Below are 18200 nucleotides of genomic sequence, written 5' to 3' on the forward strand. Positions count from 1 at the left end.
GAGAACACGTAGCACACGCACGAGGGCGCCCGCCCGCCGGAGCGGAGGGGCGCCCTGGGAAGAGCCGGGGGCTACGCCGTGGGGCTCGGCGACGGGCTGGGCCCGGCGGAGGGGCCGGCAGCGGCGACGGTCAGTTCGACGGTGAGCGTCGCGCCACCGGTGGTCGTGATGCGGAGCAGGAAGGTGCCGGTGGTGTCGTCCGCGTACAGCTTGGGCAGCTTGAGCAGGCCGTCGGCGTCCGTCTGCAGGCCGGTCAGGGTGCGTACGGTCTTGCCGTCGGCGTCCTTGAAGTAGGGGCCCTTGTCGTTCTCGGTGGCGTCGTCGGCCGACTTGATCAGGGTGGCGGTGGCCGCGACCTTGTCCGCGACGGCCCCCTTGTACGTGGCCTTCACCTCGACCTGGTCGGCGAACTCGCCGCCCGGGGTACAGGTCAGCGGGGTGTCGCTGGTGCGGGAGAGGGTGTCGGCGGCGCGCGCCGTGACGGTCGCCGTGTAGTCGACGCCGGTCACCGCGCGGCCCACGACGGCGGCGTGGACGGTGAAGTCACCGGTCTTCTCACCCGCCTGGAGCGCCGGCGCGACCGCCACGCCCTTGCCGTCGGTGACGATCATGGCGACGGTCTCGCCGCCGGTGAAGGTGGCGTCGGTGTCCCCGGTGATGGTGAACCGGATCCTGACCTTGCCGACGGCCTTGCCGGTCTTGGTCTCGGCGCGCGTGCTGATCTTCTTCGTGAACGTGTCGCCGGCCATCGCGGTGAGCTTGGCGGTGCCCGCGTCCGCCAGGTGGTCGACGGTGTCGGTGGGCGTGGGCGCGGGGGTGGGCGGCGGAGTGGGGGCCGGCGGCGACGGCTTGCCCGGCGTGGGCGGGGCGGGGCTCGGGCCGCTGCCCGGCTTGCCCGGCTTGCCGGGTTCGCTCGGCCTGGGGGCCGGCGTCGTCTTCGCCGGCCCGGACGGCGACGGGGAGCCGCCGGTGTGACTGTCGCTGCGGCCCGAGGGCAGGCTGCCGGTGCCGTCGGGCACGGAGTGGGTGCCCTTGCGGTAGTACTCCAGCCAGGACAGGACGGTGTTCAGGTAGTCCTGCGAGCCGTTGTAGCTGAGGATCGCGCTGTGCAGGTCGGCCTGGACGGACAGGTTCCAGTTGCCGCGGCACAGGTAGTGACCGGCCGCGAGCGCGGCGTCGTAGACGTTGTTGGGGTCCTTCTTGCCGTCACCGTTGCCGTCCCGGCCGGCCCAGGCCCAGGTGGAGGGGATGAACTGCATCGGGCCGACGGCCTGGTCGTACGTGCTGTTGCCGTCGTACCTGCCGCCGTCGGTGTCCTTGATGAGGGCGAAGCCGTTGCCGTCGAGGACTGGGCCGAGGATCGGGGTGAGGGTGGTGCCGTTGGCGTCGACCCGGCCGCCGCGGGCCTGGCCCGACTCGACCTCGCCGATGGCGGCGAGCAGCTGCCAGGGCAGGTTGCAGCCGGGCTTGGAGTCGCGCAGCTCGGCCGCGGCCTTCTTGTAGGCGTCGAGGACGGTCGCGGGGATGCCCGCCTCGCTCGCGCCCGGCGCGGCCGGGGTGCCCGCGGTCGGGGAGGGGCTGGGGCTGGGACTGGGGCTGTTGAGCGGCGGGAGGTCCGTGTAGTACGGCGAGTTTCCGGTGGCGCTGCCGTCGGAGCCGGCGCCCGGGGCGGGGGTGGCGGCACCGGCGGCGGCCTGTCTGCCGTGGTCTTCGGCCGTCACTCCCGGAGCCTGGGACGCGGAGAGAGCCGCGACCGCCGCCGCGGCCACGGCGGTCGTCGCCGCCCCCTTGCGCAACCGCCTGCCGAAATGCGCCGCCATAGAGTGAAACCTCCCGTGGACGCCGGAGCGCCCTGCTCCGCGTGCCTGCTGCCTGCCTCGTCCTGTTGTGACGGTTGACCCGGTGCTGTGGTTGCCCCCGTTCCGCTTTTCGACTCCCGTGCTCCGTGTTCCGACCGTGCGCCCGGCACGGCAGCCCAGGCGACCCTACGACAACTTGCTTTGCGCGGGCACCCGTTGGTGCCCGGATTTCACCGGTTGGCCATGTGCCGTCGCCATGGCGGCCGCACAGGCTTGTCGCCCTTGCCCGTCACGCATACTTGACGGGAGTGATCACCGCTTCGGCGATACGGCCGACTGCCGCTCCAGGGGGACCCGTTGCCGTTCACGCTCAGCCATGCGGCCGCCGTGCTGCCCGCCGTGCGCGGGGACGGGACCGGCCGGGGCGGACTGCGCACGGCGGCGCTCGTCGCCGGTTCGTTCTCCCCCGACATGCCCTATTACGCGGCGAGTGTCCTGCCGGGCGGGATGGCGTTCGGGGACGTCACGCACTCGTTCGCCGGGGTGTTCACCGTCGACGTGCTCATCTCCTGGACGCTGGTGGGGCTGTGGCTGCTGGTGCGTGAGCCCCTGGTGGCGCTGGCGCCCCGGGCCCGGCAGGGGCGGCCGGCGGTCCTGCTGCGCTGTGGGGCGCCCCGCGCGCGCGTGCGGCCGGATGCGGTGGCGTGGTGGTACGTCTCGGCGTCGCTCGGGGCGCTGACGCATGTGGTGTGGGACGCGTTCACGCATCACGACCGGTGGGGGTCGCGGGTGGTGCCGGGCCTCGGCCGGGAGCTGGCGGGAATGCCGGTCTTCTCGTGGCTGCAGTACGGCAGTTCGGTGGTGGGCGCGGTGGTGGTCGCCGTCTTCGTGGTCCGCGCGCTACGCCGGGCTCCGGTCGCCGAGCCGGTGGGGGTGCCCGTGCTGTCGGTAGGGGACCGGTGGTGGGCCGGTGCGGTGATCGGTGGCTGCGCGGTGGCCGGGGCGGTGGAGCGGGCGACGACGTGGTGGGCCTACTGGGGCGCGACGGCCAAGCCCTGGGACCTGGTGCCCACGGTGTGCTTCGGCGCGGGCGCGGGGCTGGTCCCCGGGCTGCTGCTGTACGCCGTGGCGGTCAGGGTGTGGCGCCCCGCCCAGGGTCCTGGCGGCCCTGGCGGTTTCGGCGGGGCGGTCGGTGAGGGCCGGGGCCGGACGGCCGCTCGGTGAGGGACGCCACGAAGACGGTGATGGTGCGCGGGGGTCGGGTTCTCGGGATCGCGGCGAGGAGCAGCGCGAGGTAGCCGCGGACCAGGTCGGTCCAGCGGCCCCGGAGAGGGGCGCCGGCCGCCCGGCCCACCCGGGTGACTCGGGCGGTGAACCGGTGTCTGAGGCGCGTCGCCGTCCGGCGTGCGACCGCCACCAGGTCGGTCGGGATGCGGGCGGTGCTTGCGTCGGCCGCGAAGGCCGGGACCGGCGAGGACGGGACGGACGGGGCCGAGGCGGCGTCCGCCCGGGCCGGGGTTCCCGCCGCGGGCGTCCAGCGGTGGAGCATGCGTATACCCATGCCCGCATCCTTGCGGCCGGGAGGCCGGGGGGCGTTCTGACGGGGGCTACCGGAGTGAAAGGCCCCTGCGGGCTCGGGCCGGGGGGGTCTGCCGTGGCGGGAGTCGCGGATGGTTGCCCGGAGCGGCGGCGGGGTTCCTCCCGCGGAGGCCGTTGCGCGGACGCCGTGACCACTGCGGCCGCTGCGCGCGGGCGCCGGAGCGGCCGCGCGCCGTGACCACTGCGGCCGGGCACGGCAACCGAAGTGGCGCCGGCCACGCAGGCACCGCACCCGCAGGGACGGCGGGGGCCCGCAGACACCACCCCCACCCCCGCAGCCACGGCGCAGGCGACCACGCGAGCCGTGCACGACACCACCGCAGCGGCGAGAGCGCGCAGGCACGACGACTGTCAGCGGAGGCGGTCCGCAGGACCCGCACCCGCAGCGGCGCGCACCCCGGGCGGCGCCGCAGGCCCCGAGCACCCCAGGACAACTCCCGCCCCGGGACCCCCGGCACCACCGGCCGCCGGCACGCACCCCCCTGCCCAGCCGTCGGAGACTAGTGCGCGGCCGATTCCCAGTCCGGGCCCACGCCCACCGATACGTCCAGGGGGGCCCTCAGGTGGACGGCGGCAGCCATTTCCCGGCGGACGAGTTCCTCCGTGGCCGCACGCTCGCCCGGGGCGATCTCCAGGACGATCTCGTCGTGGACCTGGAGGAGCATGCGGGACTTGAGGCCGGCCTCGCGCAGGGCCTCGTCCACCTTGAGCATGGCGATCTTGACGATGTCGGCCGCCGTGCCCTGGATGGGCGCGTTCAGCGCCATGCGCTCGGCCGCCTCGCGGCGCTGGCGGTTGTCGCTGTTGAGGTCGGGCAGGTAGCGGCGCCGGCCGAAGAGCGTCGCCGTGTAGCCCGTGGCCCGGGCCTCGTCGACCGCCCGGCGCAGATAGTCCCGGACGCCGCCGAAACGCTCGAAGTAGGCGTCCATCAGGGCGCGGGCCTCCCCCGCGTCGATGTTCAGCTGCTGGGACAGGCCGAACGCCGACAGGCCGTACGCGAGGCCGTACGACATCGCCTTGATCTTGCGGCGCATCTCCGCGTCCACGGCGGCGGGCTCGACGCCGAACACCTGGGAGGCCGCCGTGGTGTGCAGGTCCTCGCCGGAGGTGAACGCCTCGATCAGGCCCGCGTCCTCGGAGAGGTGGGCCATCACGCGCAGTTCGATCTGGCTGTAGTCCGCGGTCATCAGGGACTCGAAGCCCTCACCGACGACGAAGCCGCGTCGGATGGCGCGGCCCTCGTCCGTGCGGACGGGGATGTTCTGGAGGTTGGGGTCGGTGGAGGACAGGCGGCCGGTCGCGGCCACCGTCTGGTTGAAGGTGGTGTGGATCCGGCCGTCGCCCGCGACCGTCTTGATCAGGCCCTCGACCGTGACCCGCAGCTTCGCCTGCTCGCGGTGGCGGAGCATGATCACCGGCAGTTCGTTGTCGGTCTGGGTGGCGAGCCAGGCCAGGGCGTCGGCGTCGGTGGTGTAGCCGGTCTTGGTCTTCTTGGTCCTGGGCAGGGCCAGCTCGCCGAAGAGGACCTCCTGGAGCTGCTTGGGCGAGCCCAGGTTGAACTCGTGCCCGGCCGCCGCGTGCGCCTCCTTCACGGCCTGCTGCACCGCACCGGCGAACATCTGTTCCATGGCTTCGAGATGGGGCCTGTCGGCCGCGATGCCGTGCCGCTCCATGCGGGCCAGCAGCACGGAGGTGGGCAGCTCCACGTCCCGCAGCAGGTCCGTCGCGCCCACCTCCCGCAAGCGGCCCTCGAAGGCCTCGCCCAGGTCGAGGACCGCGCGAGCCTGGATCATCAGGGCCTCGGCCTCGGCGCCGTCGTCCGCGCCGAAGGCCAGCTGGCCGTCGGCCGTCGCGGCGGGCGCCAGCTCCCGGTGCAGGTACTCCAGGGACAGCGCGTCCAGGTCGAAGGAGCGGCGGCCCGGCTTGACCAGGTAGGCGGCCAGCGCGGTGTCCATGCCGACGCCCTCGACGCTCCAGCCGTGCTCGGCGAAGACCCGCATGGCGCCCTTGGCGTTGTGCAGGACCTTGGGCCGGGAGGCGTCGGCCAGCCAGGCCGCGAACGCGTTCTCGTCGGCCTCGTCCAGCTCGGACGGGTCGAACCAGGCGGCCGCGCCGTCGGCCGCGGCCAGCGCCACCTCGGCGACCGAGCCGGCGCCCAGGGCCCAGGCGTCCACGGTGGCCACGCCGAGCGTGCGCGTGCCGTGCCGCGCGAGCCACGGGGCCAGCTCGCCCGCACCGAGGACCGTGCCGTCCAGCTGGACGCCGTCCGTGCTGACCGGCGTGGCCTCCGCCTCCTCGGCGCCCGGGTCGACGGCGAAGAGCCGCTCCCGCAGGGACGGGTTGCGGATCTCCAGGGTGTCCAGGATCATCGCGACCGCCTTGCGGTCGTAGGCCGCGCGCTCCAGGTCGGCGACCGCCTTCGGCAGCTCGACCCGGCGCTCCAGCTCGGTGAGCCGGCGGTTGAGCTTGACCGCCTCCAGATGGTCGCGGAGGTTCTGCCCGGCCTTGCCCTTGACCTCGTCGACGCGCTCGACCAACTCGGCGAAGGAACCGAACTGGTTGATCCACTTCGCGGCCGTCTTCTCGCCGACCCCGGGGATGCCGGGCAGGTTGTCGGACGGGTCGCCGCGCAGCGCCGCGAAGTCCGGGTACTGGGCGGGCGTCAATCCGTACTTCTCGAAAACCTTCTCCGGGGTGAACCGGGTCAGCTCCGAGACGCCCTTCGTCGGATACAGCACCGTGGTGTGCTCGCTGACCAGCTGGAAGGAGTCTCGGTCGCCGGTGACGATCAGCACCTCGAAGCCCTCGGCCTCGGCCTGGGTGGCGAGGGTGGCGATGATGTCGTCCGCCTCGTACCCCTCCACGGCGAAGCGCTGGGCGTGCATCCCGTCGAGCAGCTCGCCGATCAGTTCGACCTGCCCCTTGAACTCGTCCGGGGTCTTGGAGCGGTTCGCCTTGTACTCCGTGAACTCCTCGGAGCGCCAGGTCTTGCGGGAGACGTCGAAGGCCACCGCGAAGTGCGTGGGCGCCTCGTCACGCAGGGTGTTGGCCAGCATCGACGCGAAGCCGTAGATCGCGTTCGTCGGCTGGCCGGTCGCGGTCGTGAAATTCTCCGCGGGCAGCGCGAAGAACGCGCGGTAGGCCAGCGAGTGCCCGTCCATGAGCATCAGCCGGGGACGGCCGCCGGGGTTCTTGTCGGTCTTCTTCGATGCTGAATCTGCCACGTCCCCGATCCTGCCACGAGCCACTGACAACGACGGCCCTCGGACCGGGGGCGCTCGCTGTCAGCACCCCGTGCGAGGATCTGGGCAGTACTTCACACCGCAGTCGAAGGGGACCGTGCGATGGCGACGAAGCCACCCAAGGGTGATCCGGTACAGGACGCGCCGCAGGTCGCGGAGCCGAAGCACGCCGCCGCCGGGCTGCCCGCCATCGGGCACACCCTGCGCATCGCCCAGCGGCAGATGGGCGTGAAGCGGACCGCGCTGACGCTGCTGCGCGTGAACCAGAAGGACGGCTTCGACTGCCCCGGCTGCGCCTGGCCGGAGCCGGACCACCGGCACAAGGCGGAGTTCTGCGAGAACGGGGCGAAGGCGGTGGCCGAAGAGGCCACCCTGCGCCGGGTCACCCCCGAGTTCTTCGCCGCGCACCCGGTCGCCGACCTCGCCGGCCGCAGCGGTTACTGGCTCGGCCAGCAGGGGCGGCTCACGCACCCCATGTATCTCCCCGAGGGCGGCGAGCACTACGAGCCGGTCTCCTGGGAGCGCGCCTTCGACATCATCGGCGAGGAGATCGCCGCCCTCGGCTCTCCCGACGAGGCCGTCTTCTACACCTCGGGCCGCACGAGCAACGAGGCCGCGTTCCTGTACCAGCTCTTCGCCCGGGAGCTGGGCACGAACAACCTGCCGGACTGCTCGAACATGTGCCACGAGTCGTCCGGCTCGGCACTCTCCGAGACGATCGGCATCGGCAAGGGCAGCGTCCTGCTGGAGGACCTCCACCAGGCCGACCTGATCATCGTCGCCGGGCAGAACCCCGGCACCAACCACCCGCGCATGCTCTCCGCGCTGGAGAAGGCCAAGGCGAACGGCGCGAAGATCATCAGCGTCAACCCGCTGCCCGAGGCGGGTCTGGAGCGGTTCAAGAACCCGCAGACCCCGCAGGGCATGCTCAAGGGCGCCGCGCTGACCGACCTGTTCCTGCAGATCCGCCTCGGCGGTGACCAGGCCCTCTTCCGGCTGCTCAACAAGCTGATCCTGGCCGAACACGAAAGCGCCCCCGGCGCGGGCGCGGTCGACGAGGAGTTCATCCGCGAACACACGCACGGGTACGAGGAGTTCGCGGCGGCCGCCCGCTCCGCCGACTGGGCCGAGACGCTCACCGCGACCGGCCTGTCCCGGCGGGAGATCGAGGAGGCCCTGCGCATGGTGCTCGCCTCGAAGCGGACCATCGTCTGCTGGGCCATGGGCCTCACCCAGCACAAGCACTCCGTCCCGACCATCCGCGAGGTGGTCAACTTCCTGCTGCTGCGCGGCAACATCGGCCGCACGGGCGCGGGCGTGTGTCCGGTGCGCGGTCACTCGAACGTGCAGGGCGACCGCACGATGGGCATCTTCGAGCGGCCGGCCCCGGCCTTCCTGGACGCCCTGGAGAAGGAGTTCGGGTTCGCGCCGCCGCGCGAGCACGGCTTCGACGTCGTACGCGCCATCGGCGCGCTGCGCGACGGTGAGGCGAAGGTCTTCTTCGCCATGGGCGGCAACTTCGTCTCCGCCTCCCCCGACACCGAGGTCACCGAGGCGGCCATGCGGCGCGCGCGGCTGACCGTGCACGTGTCGACGAAGCTCAACCGCTCGCACGTCGTCACCGGCGCGCGGGCGCTGATCCTGCCGACGCTCGGGCGCACCGAGCGCGATCTGCAGGCCGGCCCGGACGGGCGGGGCACCGAGCAGTTCGTGACCGTCGAGGACTCCATGGGCATGGTGCACGCCTCCCGGGGGCGGCTGGAGCCCGCGAGCCCGCATCTGCTGTCCGAGCCGGCCATCGTGTGCCGGCTGGCGCGCCGCGTGCTCGGCGGCGGCAGCACGGTGCCGTGGGAGGAGTTCGAGCGGGACTACGCGGCCGTCCGTGACCGCATCGCGCGCGTGATCCCCGGTTTCGAGGACTTCAACGCGCGGGTGGCGCGCCCCGGCGGCTTCGCGCTGCCGCACGCCCCCCGCGACGAGCGGCGCTTCCCGACGGCGACGGGGAAGGCCAACTTCACGGTGGCGCCCGTGGAGTATCCCGAACTGCCCGAGGGGCGCCTGCTGTTGCAGACGCTGCGTTCGCACGACCAGTACAACACCACGATCTACGGTCTCGACGACCGCTACCGGGGCATCACGAACGGGCGCCGGGTGGTGCTGGTGCACCCGGCGGACGCCGGGGCCCTCGGGGTGGCCGAGGGGTCGTACGTCGACCTGGTCAGCGAGTGGAAGGACGGCGTGGAGCGGCGGGCGCCCGGCTTCCGGGTGGTGCACTACCCGACGGCGCGGGGCTGCGCGGCGGCGTACTACCCGGAGACCAACGTCCTCGTCCCGCTGGATGCCACCGCGGACACCAGCAACACCCCGGCCAGCAAGTCCGTCGTGGTCCGTCTGGAACAATCGACGACCGACTGAGCGTTTGCTCAGCCGATATCAGGCGCACCACCGCATGACGAACGGAGCCGGGTCCCATGGGTGAACAGCAGCACGTGAAGTTCCCGCAGGAGGTCATCGACGAGTACGCGGCGCTCGGCGTCGACCTGCCGGCTCTGTTCTCGGCGGGCCATCTCGGCACCCGGATGGGCGTGCAGATCGTCGAGGCCTCGGCGGAGCGGGTCGTCGGGACGATGCCGGTGGAAGGCAACACCCAGCCCTACGGGTTGCTGCACGGGGGCGCGTCCGCCGTGCTGGCGGAGACCCTCGGTTCGGTGGGGTCGATGCTGCACGCGGGCAGCTCGAAGCTCGCGGTCGGGGTCGACCTGAACTGCACGCATCACCGGGGGGTGCGGTCGGGGCTGGTCACCGGGGTGGCGACACCCGTGCACCGGGGGCGGTCCACGGCCACGTACGAGATCGTGATCAGCGACGAGGAGGGGCGGCGGGTGTGCACCGCCCGGCTGACCTGTCTGCTGCGTGAGGCTCCCGGGGCGCAGAAGGCCTGAGGGGACGGCTCCGGGGCGTAACGCTGTGTAACACGCGCGCAATGCGGCGGCGCGATGTCATCTCCACGGCGACCCGCCCCGGGGCCTTTGTGATTCCGCCACGCGCGGCCCGCGACCGAGCGGGACCCGTGTCGCTCCCAAGGCCAAGCGGAAGTGCGGATTCTCAATATGTGGACGGAGCGGAAATTCCGCCAAAACGGCCGAGAGTCTCCCGCCCGGAAGGTCGCCGTCCACGCCGTCATAACAAGAAAGTCACAAGCCAGCGCACGGCGATGCCGTTGTCTGCACACCGGCCTTAGAGTCACGGCCAGTCACCGCTCCACCGGGAGTTCGGTACCGGCACCGCAAACCCCGTCCCCGCAGGGACGGATGTGCCTGCGGAAAGGACTGATTGTGCGACAGCGTTCCATGGTGATTCTTACCTCCGTGCTGACCACCGGGGCTCTGACTCTCACCGCGTGCGGCTCCCGCGACAGCAGCAACAAGAGCGGCGACAGTGGCAACACCGTCGTCACCATCGGCGTCGACGCCCCGCTGACCGGCCAGAACTCCGCCACCGGCCTCGGCATCCAGTACGGCGCGCAGATCGCCGTCGACGACGCGAACAAGAACAAGACCGTCCCCGGCGTCACCTTCAAGATCCAGGCCCTGGACGACAAGGCGCTGCCCGCCACCGGTCAGCAGAACGCCTCCCAGCTGGTCGCCGACAAGAGCGTGGTCGGTGTGGTCGGCCCGCTCAACTCGGGTGTGGCGACGCAGATGCAGCAGGTCTTCGCCACCGCCAACATGGTGCAGATCTCCCCGTCCAACACCGCCCCGGAGCTGACCCAGGGCAAGAACTGGCAGACCTCGAAGTCCCGCCCGTTCAAGACGTACTTCCGCACCGCGACCACCGACGCCCTCCAGGGCGCCTACGCGGCGGACTACGCCTTCAACGGCATCCACAAAAAGAAGGCCTTCGTCGTCGACGACAAGCAGACCTACGGCGCCGGCCTCTCCAAGATCTTCCGCGAGCAGTTCACCAAGCAGGGCGGCCAGGTCATCGGCACCGACCACGTCAGCGTCGGCGACCGCGACTTCTCCACCCTCGTCACGAAGATCAAGAACTCCGGCGCCGACCTGCTGTACTACGGCGGCCAGTACGACGAGTCCGAGGTGCTGACCAAGCAGCTCAAGGACGCCGGCGCCAAGATCCCGCTGTTCGGCGGCGACGGCATGTTCACCCCGACCTACATCAAGACCGCCGGCGCCGCCTCCGAGGGCGACCTCGTGACCTCCATCGGTGTCCCGGTCGACACCCTGCCCGCCGCCAAGGACTTCGTGGCCACCTACAAGGCCAAGAAGTACCCCGGTGACTACGGCACCTACGGCTCGTACTCCTACGACGCCGCCACCGCCATCATCAAGGCCGTCGGCTCGGTCGTGAAGGACGGCAAGCTGCCCTCCGACGCCCGTTCCCAGATCGTCGACGCCGTCCAGAAGACCTCCTTCGACGGCATCTCCGGCAAGATCGCCTTCGACGAGTACGGCGACACCACCAACAAGCAGCTGACCGTCTACCAGGTCACCAAGGGCGTGTGGAAGTCCGTCCAGAGCGGCGTCGCCAACCCGAAGTAACCCGACCCGGACACCTCGGCACCACCCAGGGCCGCGCGGCGCAGACCACCGTCACCGCGCGGCCCGCCTTCTACCTCCCCCTTGACTCTCCCCACCACATGGAGGCCATGCGGTGAACACCCTGCCGCAGCAGCTGGCCAACGGGCTGTTCCTCGGCTCGATGTACGGTCTGATCGCCATCGGCTACACGATGGTGTACGGAATCGTCCAGCTCATCAACTTCGCCCACGGCGAGATCTTCATGACCGGAGGGTTCGGAGCCCTCACGGTCTACCTCGCCCTGCCGGCCGGCATATCCATGTGGATAGCCCTGCCGGCGATGCTGATCGGCGGCGCGCTCGTCGCCGTGCTCATCGCCGTCGGCGCCGAGCGCTTCGCCTACCGGCCACTGCGCGGCGCGCCCCGTCTCGCACCGCTGATCACCGCGATCGGCCTCTCGCTCGCCCTTCAGCAGGCCGTCTTCAACCTGTACCCGAACGCCAAGTCCGCCCGGGTGTTCCCGCAGCTGCCGTTCGGGCCGTACCACCTCGGCTCGGTCACGATCCAGAGCGGTGACGTCTTCCTGATCATCGCCGCACCGATCTCCATGGCGATCCTCGCCTTCTTCGTGCGGCTGTCCCGCACCGGCCGCGCCATGCAGGCCACCGCGCAGGACCCGGACACCGCGCAGCTCATGGGCATCGACACCAACCGCATCATCGTCATCGCCTTCGCCATCGGCGGCCTGTTCGCCGCGGTCGCGGGTGTCTCCTACGGCCTCAAGTACGGTTCGGTCTCCTACGACATGGGCTTCATCGCCGGTCTGAAGGCGTTCACCGCGGCCGTCCTCGGCGGCATCGGCAACGTCTACGGCGCCATGCTCGGCGGTCTCGTCCTCGGTCTCGCCGAGGCCATGGCGACCGCGTACATCGCCGACATCCCCGGCATGCAGCAGCTCGGCGGCCAGGGCTGGGCAGCCGTGTGGGCCTTCGTCCTCCTCATCCTCGTACTCCTCTTCAGGCCACAGGGCCTGCTCGGCGAACGCGTCGCGGACAGGGCGTGAGCGACATGACCGACACCACCCCCGAGACCACGGCCGCGGCCGCGCGCGGGCCCGTCCCGCTGCCGGCGTCCGCCGCCCGGCTGCTCATCGCCGTCGGCGCGGTCGGCACCATCGCCAGCACCTTCCTCAGCTGGACCTGGACCCCCGACTTCCCCGGTGACCTGACCGTCTACGGCTACCCGGCGGGCCTGCAGATCCTCGCCCTGGTCGCCGGCGCGCTCACCCTGCTGTACGGCCTCACCCTGTTCGACGTGCCGGGGCTGCGCTGGCTGAACCCGGGCAACGCCACCACGCCGGTGCTGCTGGCGACGCTGTCCGCGTTCGCCGTCTGCTGGTTCACCGGCATCGCCATCGCCGTCGACCTCGGCGGCCTGGTCAACCTGGACCCGGGCGGTTTCGTCGCGATGGCCGCCTCCGCGCTCCCGGTGATCGGCGCCCTGGCCCTGCCGCACCCCGCCCCGGGCGCCGGCTTCCGCGGCTACCTGACCAAGCCCGAACAGCCCCGCCCCGGCAGGCTCTCCGGCATCGCCGAGCGCGGTGTCATCACCGCGGGCACCGCCGTCGGTCTGATCGCGTTCACCTACGGCATCGGGATCGACAACAACGCGAGCGAAACCTTCATCGGTTTCCTCCTGTTGCTCCTGTTCGCCGTCCTGGCCCTGGTGCACGCCGGGCTGCTGGACCGGTACGCGACGATCTCCGCCCGGCACAAGAGCTTCGCCACCACCCTGGCGTTCCTCGCCGCGGTGATCTTCCCGTTCACCCAGAGCGACGACCACAACGCCAACATCGGCGTGAACATCCTGATCTTCGCCACCGTCGCCCTCGGCCTCAACATCGTCGTCGGCCTGACCGGTCTGCTCGACCTGGGTTACGTCGCGTTCCTCGGCGTCGGCGCCTACGCGGCCGCCCTGGTCTCCGGCTCGGAGTACTCCCGGTTCTCCGGCGTCCACTTCCCGTTCTGGGCCGCCGCGCTGACCGGCATGGCCGCCTCGCTGGTCTTCGGTGTCCTGATCGGCGCGCCGACCCTGCGGCTGCGCGGCGACTACCTGGCGATCGTGACGCTCGGCTTCGGTGAGATCTTCCGTATCACCGTCAACAACCTGGACGGCGACTCCGGCCCGAACATCACCCGTGGCCCCAACGGCATCACGCAGATCCCGGACCTGAACATCTTCGGGTTCAATCTCGGCGAGGCGCACGACATCGGCGGGTTCACCCTGGGCCGGTTCGCCAACTACCTGTTCCTGATGCTCATCGTCACGGCGATCGTCGTGCTCGTCTTCACCCGCGCGGCCGACTCCCGCATCGGCCGCTCCTGGATCGCCATCCGCGAGGACGAGACCGCCGCCACCGCCATGGGCATCAACGGCTTCCGGGTCAAGCTGATCGCGTTCGCGCTCGGCGCCTCCCTCGCGGGTCTGGCCGGCACCGTGATGGCGCACGTCAACTACAGCGTCAACCCGCAGCCCTACCAGTTCGCCGGCGCGGCCCCGCCCAACTCGGCGTTCCTCCTGGCCGCCGTCGTCCTCGGCGGCATGGGCACCGTCAGCGGCCCGCTGCTCGGCGCCAGCGTGCTCTACCTGGTCCCGGAGAAGCTCCAGTTCCTGCAGAACTACGAACTGTTCGCGTTCGGTATCGCGCTCATCCTGCTGATGCGCTTCAGGCCGGAGGGCATCATCGCCAACCGCCGCCGCCAGCTGGAGTTCCACGAGACCGGCCAACTCGACGTACCGGACCAGACGACGCTGACCGACGAACCGGCCGTCACCAAGGCAGGGGCGTAAAGCACGATGACAACACCGTCGACACCTGTACTCGAAGCCCGTGACGTCACCATGCGCTTCGGCGGCCTGACCGCCGTCCGCTCGGTCGACTTCACCGTCAACAGCGGCGAGATCGTCGGTCTGATCGGCCCGAACGGCGCCGGCAAGACCACGTTCTTCAACTGCCTCACCGGCCTGTACGTGCCGACCGAGGGGACGGTCTCGTACAAAGGCTCCGTCCTTCCGCCCAAGCCGCACCTGGTGACGCAGGCGGGCATCGCCCGTACGTTCCAGAACATCCGGCTGTTCGCCAACATGACGGTTCTGGAGAACGTCCTGGTGGGCCGGCACACCCGCACCAAGGAGGGCCTGTGGTCGGCGCTGCTGCGCGGGCCCGGCTTCCGCCAGGCGGAGAAGGAGTCCGAGGCGCGGGCCATGGAACTCCTGGAGTTCATCGGGCTGGCCGCCAAGCGCGACCACCTCGCCCGCAACCTGCCCTACGGCGAGCAGCGCAAGCTGGAGATCGCGCGTGCGCTGGCGTCCGAGCCGGGGCTGCTCCTGCTGGACGAGCCGACGGCCGGCATGAACCCGCAGGAGACCCGGACCACCGAGGAACTGGTCTTCGCCATCCGGGACAAGGGCATCGCCGTGCTCGTCATCGAGCACGACATGCGCTTCATCTTCAACCTGTGCGACCGGGTGGCGGTCCTCGTGCAGGGCGAGAAGCTCGTCGAGGGCACGTCCGAGGTCGTCCAGGCCGACGAGCGGGTCGTGGCGGCCTACCTCGGCGAGCCCTTCGAGGGCGACCCGGGCGCGGCCGAGGCCGCCGAAGTCGAGGCCGCGGAGGCCGAGGCCGCCGAGGCGGCGACGACGGCCGACGCGTCGAGCACCACCGGCACCACCAAGGGAGAGGCCCAGTGACCGCACTGCTGGAGGTCGAGAACCTCAGGGTCGCCTACGGCAAGATCGAGGCCGTCAAGGGCATCTCGTTCAGCGTGGAGGCCGGCCAGGTCGTCACCCTCATCGGTACCAACGGCGCCGGCAAGACGACCACCCTGCGCACGCTGTCGGGTCTGCTGAAGCCGGCCGGCGGGCGGATCGTCTTCGACGGCAAGCCGCTCGCCGACGTCCCCGCGCACAAGATCGTCGCGCTCGGGCTGGCCCACTCCCCCGAGGGCCGGCACATCTTCCCGCGGCTGACGATCGCGGAGAACCTGCAGCTCGGCGCCTTCCTCCGCAAGGACAAGGAGGGCATCGAGAAGGACATCCAGCGGGCCTACGACCTCTTCCCGATCCTGGGCGAGCGGCGCAAGCAGGCGGCGGGCACCCTCTCGGGCGGTGAGCAGCAGATGCTGGCGATGGGCCGGGCGCTGATGTCCCAGCCGAAGCTGCTGATGCTGGACGAGCCGTCGATGGGTCTGTCGCCGATCATGATGCAGAAGATCATGGCGACCATCGCCGAGCTGAAGTCCCAGGGCACGACGATTCTGCTGGTCGAGCAGAACGCCCAGGCGGCGCTGTCGCTGGCGGACCAGGGCCATGTGATGGAGGTCGGCAACATCGTCCTGTCGGGTAGCGGGCAGGACCTGCTGCACGACGAGTCGGTGCGGAAGGCGTACCTGGGCGAGGACTAGACCCTGTCGCGACGACAGGGCCTCCAGGGTCTTCCGCGCGTACGACGAGGCCCGCGCCCGTTCTCCGGGGCGCGGGCCTCGTCGTGTGCGTCCGGGTGGGCGTGGGTCAGCCCTTGGCGGCCTTCTTCTCGTCACTGTCCGCGATGACCGCCTCGGCGACCTGCTGCATCGACATGCGGCGGTCCATGGAGGTCTTCTGGATCCACCGGAAGGCGGCCGGCTCGGTCAGTCCGTACTCGGTCTGCAGGACGGACTTGGCGCGGTCGACCAGCTTGCGGGTCTCCAGCCGCTGGGTGAGGTCGGCGACCTCCTTCTCCAGCTGCCGCAGTTCGTTGAACCGGGAGACGGCCATCTCGATGGCCGGGACCACGTCGCTCTTGCTGAACGGCTTCACCAGGTAGGCCATGGCACCGGCGTCCCGGGCGCGCTCGACCAGGTCGCGCTGTGAGAAGGCGGTGAGCATCAGGACCGGCGCGATGGACTCCTCGGCGATCTTCTCGGCCGCCGAGATGCCGTCCAGCTTCGGCATCTTCACATCGAGGATGACCAGGTCGGGCCGGTGCTCGCGGGCCAGCTCCACGGCCTGCTCGCCGTCCCCGGCCTCGCCTACGACGGAGTACCCCTCCTCCTCCAGCATCTCTTTGAGGTCGAGCCGGATCAGGGCCTCGTCCTCGGCGATGACGACTCGGGTCGTCAGCGGAGGCACGTGCGACTTGTCCTCGTCGGGCACGTCTACGGGCTGGGGCGACTCGGCGGTCACTGGGGCTCCTCGTTCAGGGCAGGGGTACTGCTGACAAGAGCCTACCTAGCTACGGTATGGTGGACGCGCGGAGGGTCGGGGGAAACCTTGGATTCTGCGAGCCCCGGTAGCCCAATTGGCAGCAGGCAACGGATTCAAAACCCGTACAGTGTCGGTTCGAGTCCGACCCGGGGCACTTTTCCTTGCATTCCAAGGTCGCCGCTCGCGCCACTTATTCGCCAATGATCGAGGCCCCTCTTTCGCAGGGGCCTTTCGTCATGACGCGCTCATTCCCTCTTTCGGACTGTCGTCCTCGCCGATGTGATGGACGCGCACCATGTTCGTGGAGCCGGAGACACCGGGCGGGGAACCCGCCGTGATGACCACGACGTCACCCTTGCGGCAGCGGCCGTATTTCAGCAGCAGTTCGTCCACCTGGTCGACCATCGCGTCCGTGGAGTCGACATGCGGGCCGAGGAACGTCTCCGCACCCCAGGTGAGGCTGAGTTGGGAGCGGGTGGCCGGCTCGGGGGTGAAGGCCAGCAGCGGGATGGGCGAACGGTAGCGGGAGACCCGGCGGGCCGTGTCCCCGGACTGGGTGAAGGCGACGAGGAACTTCGCGCCGAGGAAGTCGCCCATCTCGGCGGCGGCCCGGGCCACCGCGCCGCCCTGGGTGCGGGGCTTGTTCCGCTCGGTCAGCGGCGGCAGGCCCTTGGCCAGCATGTCCTCCTCGGCGGCCTCGACGATCTTCGCCATGGTCATGACCGTCTCGACCGGGTACTTCCCGACGCTGGTCTCACCGGAGAGCATCACCGCGTCCGTGCCGTCGATGACCGCGTTGGCCACGTCGGAGGCCTCGGCGCGGGTCGGCCGGGAGTTGTCGATCATCGAGTCCAGCATCTGGGTGGCCACGATGACCGGCTTGGCGTTGCGCCGGGCGAGCTTGACGGCCCGCTTCTGCACGATCGGGACCTGCTCCAGGGGCATCTCGACGCCCAGGTCGCCGCGCGCCACCATGACGCCGTCGAAGGCGGCCACGATGTCCTCGATGTTGTCGACGGCCTGCGGCTTCTCGACCTTGGCGATCACCGGGAGACGGCGGCTCTCCTCGTCCATGATGCGGTGGACGTCCGCAACGTCCTTGCCGCTGCGCACGAAGGACAGCGCGATGACGTCGAAGCCGGTGCGCAGCGCCCAGCGGAGGTCGGCCTCGTCCTTCTCGGAGAGGGCGGGCACGGAGACGGCGACGCCGGGCAGGTTCAGGCCCTTGTGGTCGGAGATGACGCCGCCCTCGACGACCCGGGTGTGGACGCGGGGACCGTCGACGGAGGTGACCTCCAGGCAGACCTTGCCGTCGTCGACGAGGACCCGCTCACCGGGGGCGACGTCGGTGGCGAGGCCCGCGTAGGTGGTGCCGCAGCGGTGGCGGTCGCCCTCGACCCCGTCCTCCACCGTGATGGTGAAGGAGTCGCCGCGTTCAAGGAGTACGGGTCCTTCACTGAAGCGGCCGAGCCGGATCTTCGGGCCTTGAAGGTCGGCGAGGATCCCCACGCTGCGGCCGGTCTCGTCCGAGGCCTTCCGCACACGCCGGTAGCGCTCCTCGTGCTCGGCGTGGGTGCCGTGGCTGAGGTTGAAACGAGCGACGTCCATTCCGGCCTCGACCAGTGCCTTTATCCGGTCGTACGAGTCGGTGGCGGGCCCCAGAGTACAAACGATCTTTGCTCGGCGCATGATTCGAGCCTAGGCCTTACCCGCGGGTAGATAATCTGCCGGACATGTCTACTCAACAACCTTTGGGTAAAGGGCTATTGACAAGTGTT

13 protein-coding genes and 1 tRNA gene are annotated in these 18200 nt (G+C 70.7%); 9 read left to right on the plus strand and 5 right to left on the minus strand.

Annotation, left to right across the window (positions count from 1 at the left end; all coding sequences use genetic code 11):
• Positions 1 to 71: 71 nt before the first annotated feature.
• A complete protein-coding gene (locus ACFYMM_RS04535; protein WP_388383752.1) occupies positions 72 to 1820 on the minus strand; it encodes a lytic murein transglycosylase in 1749 nt (582 codons plus the stop codon).
• Between the two features lie 336 nt (positions 1821 to 2156).
• Between ACFYMM_RS04535 and ACFYMM_RS04540 the strand changes: the two genes are divergently transcribed.
• Entirely contained in the window at positions 2157 to 3023 is an 867-nt protein-coding gene (locus ACFYMM_RS04540) for a DUF4184 family protein (RefSeq protein ID WP_388383754.1), read from the plus strand.
• On the opposite strand, the gene ACFYMM_RS04545 is transcribed toward ACFYMM_RS04540, so the two are convergent.
• Together ACFYMM_RS04545 and polA are read right to left on the minus strand one after the other, a co-directional pair.
• Positions 2932 to 3360: a hypothetical protein gene (locus ACFYMM_RS04545; protein WP_388383756.1), complete on the minus strand. Its 429-nt coding sequence runs from the start codon at positions 3358 to 3360 to the stop codon at positions 2932 to 2934. The genes ACFYMM_RS04540 and ACFYMM_RS04545 overlap by 92 nt on opposite strands.
• A gap of 538 nt (positions 3361 to 3898) precedes the next feature.
• Positions 3899 to 6622: a DNA polymerase I gene (gene polA / locus ACFYMM_RS04550; protein WP_388383758.1), complete on the minus strand. Its 2724-nt coding sequence runs from the start codon at positions 6620 to 6622 to the stop codon at positions 3899 to 3901.
• A gap of 120 nt (positions 6623 to 6742) precedes the next feature.
• Between polA and ACFYMM_RS04555 the strand changes: the two genes are divergently transcribed.
• The 7 genes from ACFYMM_RS04555 (at position 6743) to ACFYMM_RS04585 (ending at position 15641) form a co-directional block, all read left to right on the plus strand.
• Positions 6743 to 9055, plus strand: coding sequence for an FdhF/YdeP family oxidoreductase (locus ACFYMM_RS04555; protein WP_388383760.1), 2313 nt, complete (start codon positions 6743 to 6745; stop codon positions 9053 to 9055).
• Between the two features lie 56 nt (positions 9056 to 9111).
• A complete protein-coding gene (locus ACFYMM_RS04560) occupies positions 9112 to 9582 on the plus strand; it encodes a hotdog fold thioesterase (protein WP_388383762.1) in 471 nt (156 codons plus the stop codon).
• A gap of 408 nt (positions 9583 to 9990) precedes the next feature.
• On the plus strand, positions 9991 to 11199 hold the full coding sequence (locus ACFYMM_RS04565; protein ID WP_388383764.1) for a branched-chain amino acid ABC transporter substrate-binding protein: 1209 nt from the start codon (positions 9991 to 9993) through the stop codon (positions 11197 to 11199).
• Between the two features lie 112 nt (positions 11200 to 11311).
• Positions 11312 to 12241 (plus strand): branched-chain amino acid ABC transporter permease, encoded by a 930-nt coding sequence (locus ACFYMM_RS04570; RefSeq protein ID WP_388383766.1) that lies wholly within the window; start codon positions 11312 to 11314, stop codon positions 12239 to 12241.
• Between the two features lie 5 nt (positions 12242 to 12246).
• Positions 12247 to 14028 (plus strand): branched-chain amino acid ABC transporter permease, encoded by a 1782-nt coding sequence (locus tag ACFYMM_RS04575; RefSeq protein ID WP_388384499.1) that lies wholly within the window; start codon positions 12247 to 12249, stop codon positions 14026 to 14028.
• 6 nt (positions 14029 to 14034) lie between these two features.
• Positions 14035 to 14928, plus strand: a complete 894-nt coding sequence (locus ACFYMM_RS04580; protein ID WP_388383768.1) for an ABC transporter ATP-binding protein — start codon at positions 14035 to 14037, stop codon at positions 14926 to 14928.
• Complete coding sequence (locus ACFYMM_RS04585; protein WP_388383770.1) at positions 14925 to 15641, plus strand: ABC transporter ATP-binding protein; 717 nt, start codon at positions 14925 to 14927, stop codon at positions 15639 to 15641. Before ACFYMM_RS04580 ends, ACFYMM_RS04585 begins: the two co-directional genes overlap by 4 nt.
• 106 nt (positions 15642 to 15747) lie before the next feature.
• Here ACFYMM_RS04585 and ACFYMM_RS04590 read toward each other — a convergent pair whose 3' ends face one another.
• The gene (locus tag ACFYMM_RS04590) at positions 15748 to 16401 is read right to left on the minus strand and encodes an ANTAR domain-containing response regulator (protein ID WP_388383772.1); all 654 of its coding nucleotides are present in this window, start codon (positions 16399 to 16401) and stop codon (positions 15748 to 15750) included.
• 100 nt (positions 16402 to 16501) lie between these two features.
• Between ACFYMM_RS04590 and ACFYMM_RS04595 the strand changes: the two genes are divergently transcribed.
• Positions 16502 to 16576, plus strand: a tRNA-Leu gene (locus tag ACFYMM_RS04595).
• An 80-nt stretch (positions 16577 to 16656) separates the two neighbouring features.
• Here ACFYMM_RS04595 and pyk read toward each other — a convergent pair.
• On the minus strand, positions 16657 to 18111 hold the full coding sequence (gene pyk / locus ACFYMM_RS04600; RefSeq protein ID WP_388383774.1) for a pyruvate kinase: 1455 nt from the start codon (positions 18109 to 18111) through the stop codon (positions 16657 to 16659).
• Between the last annotated feature and the right edge of the window lie 89 nt (positions 18112 to 18200).

The organism is Streptomyces sp. NPDC006739 (genome assembly GCF_042869815.1).
GTDB lineage: Bacteria > Actinomycetota > Actinomycetes > Streptomycetales > Streptomycetaceae > Streptomyces.

Coding starts and splice junctions, on each gene's coding strand:
- ACFYMM_RS04535 (WP_388383752.1), bottom strand. CDS start 1,820: ATGGCGGCGCATTTCGGCAGGCGGTTGCGCAAGGGGGCGGCGACGACC.
- ACFYMM_RS04545 (WP_388383756.1), bottom strand. CDS start 3,360: ATGGGTATACGCATGCTCCACCGCTGGACGCCCGCGGCGGGAACCCCG.
- ACFYMM_RS04555 (WP_388383760.1), top strand. CDS start 6,743: ATGGCGACGAAGCCACCCAAGGGTGATCCGGTACAGGACGCGCCGCAG.
- ACFYMM_RS04560 (WP_388383762.1), top strand. CDS start 9,112: ATGGGTGAACAGCAGCACGTGAAGTTCCCGCAGGAGGTCATCGACGAG.
- ACFYMM_RS04565 (WP_388383764.1), top strand. CDS start 9,991: ATGGTGATTCTTACCTCCGTGCTGACCACCGGGGCTCTGACTCTCACC.
- ACFYMM_RS04575 (WP_388384499.1), top strand. CDS start 12,247: ATGACCGACACCACCCCCGAGACCACGGCCGCGGCCGCGCGCGGGCCC.
- ACFYMM_RS04580 (WP_388383768.1), top strand. CDS start 14,035: ATGACAACACCGTCGACACCTGTACTCGAAGCCCGTGACGTCACCATG.
- pyk (WP_388383774.1), bottom strand. CDS start 18,111: ATGCGCCGAGCAAAGATCGTTTGTACTCTGGGGCCCGCCACCGACTCG.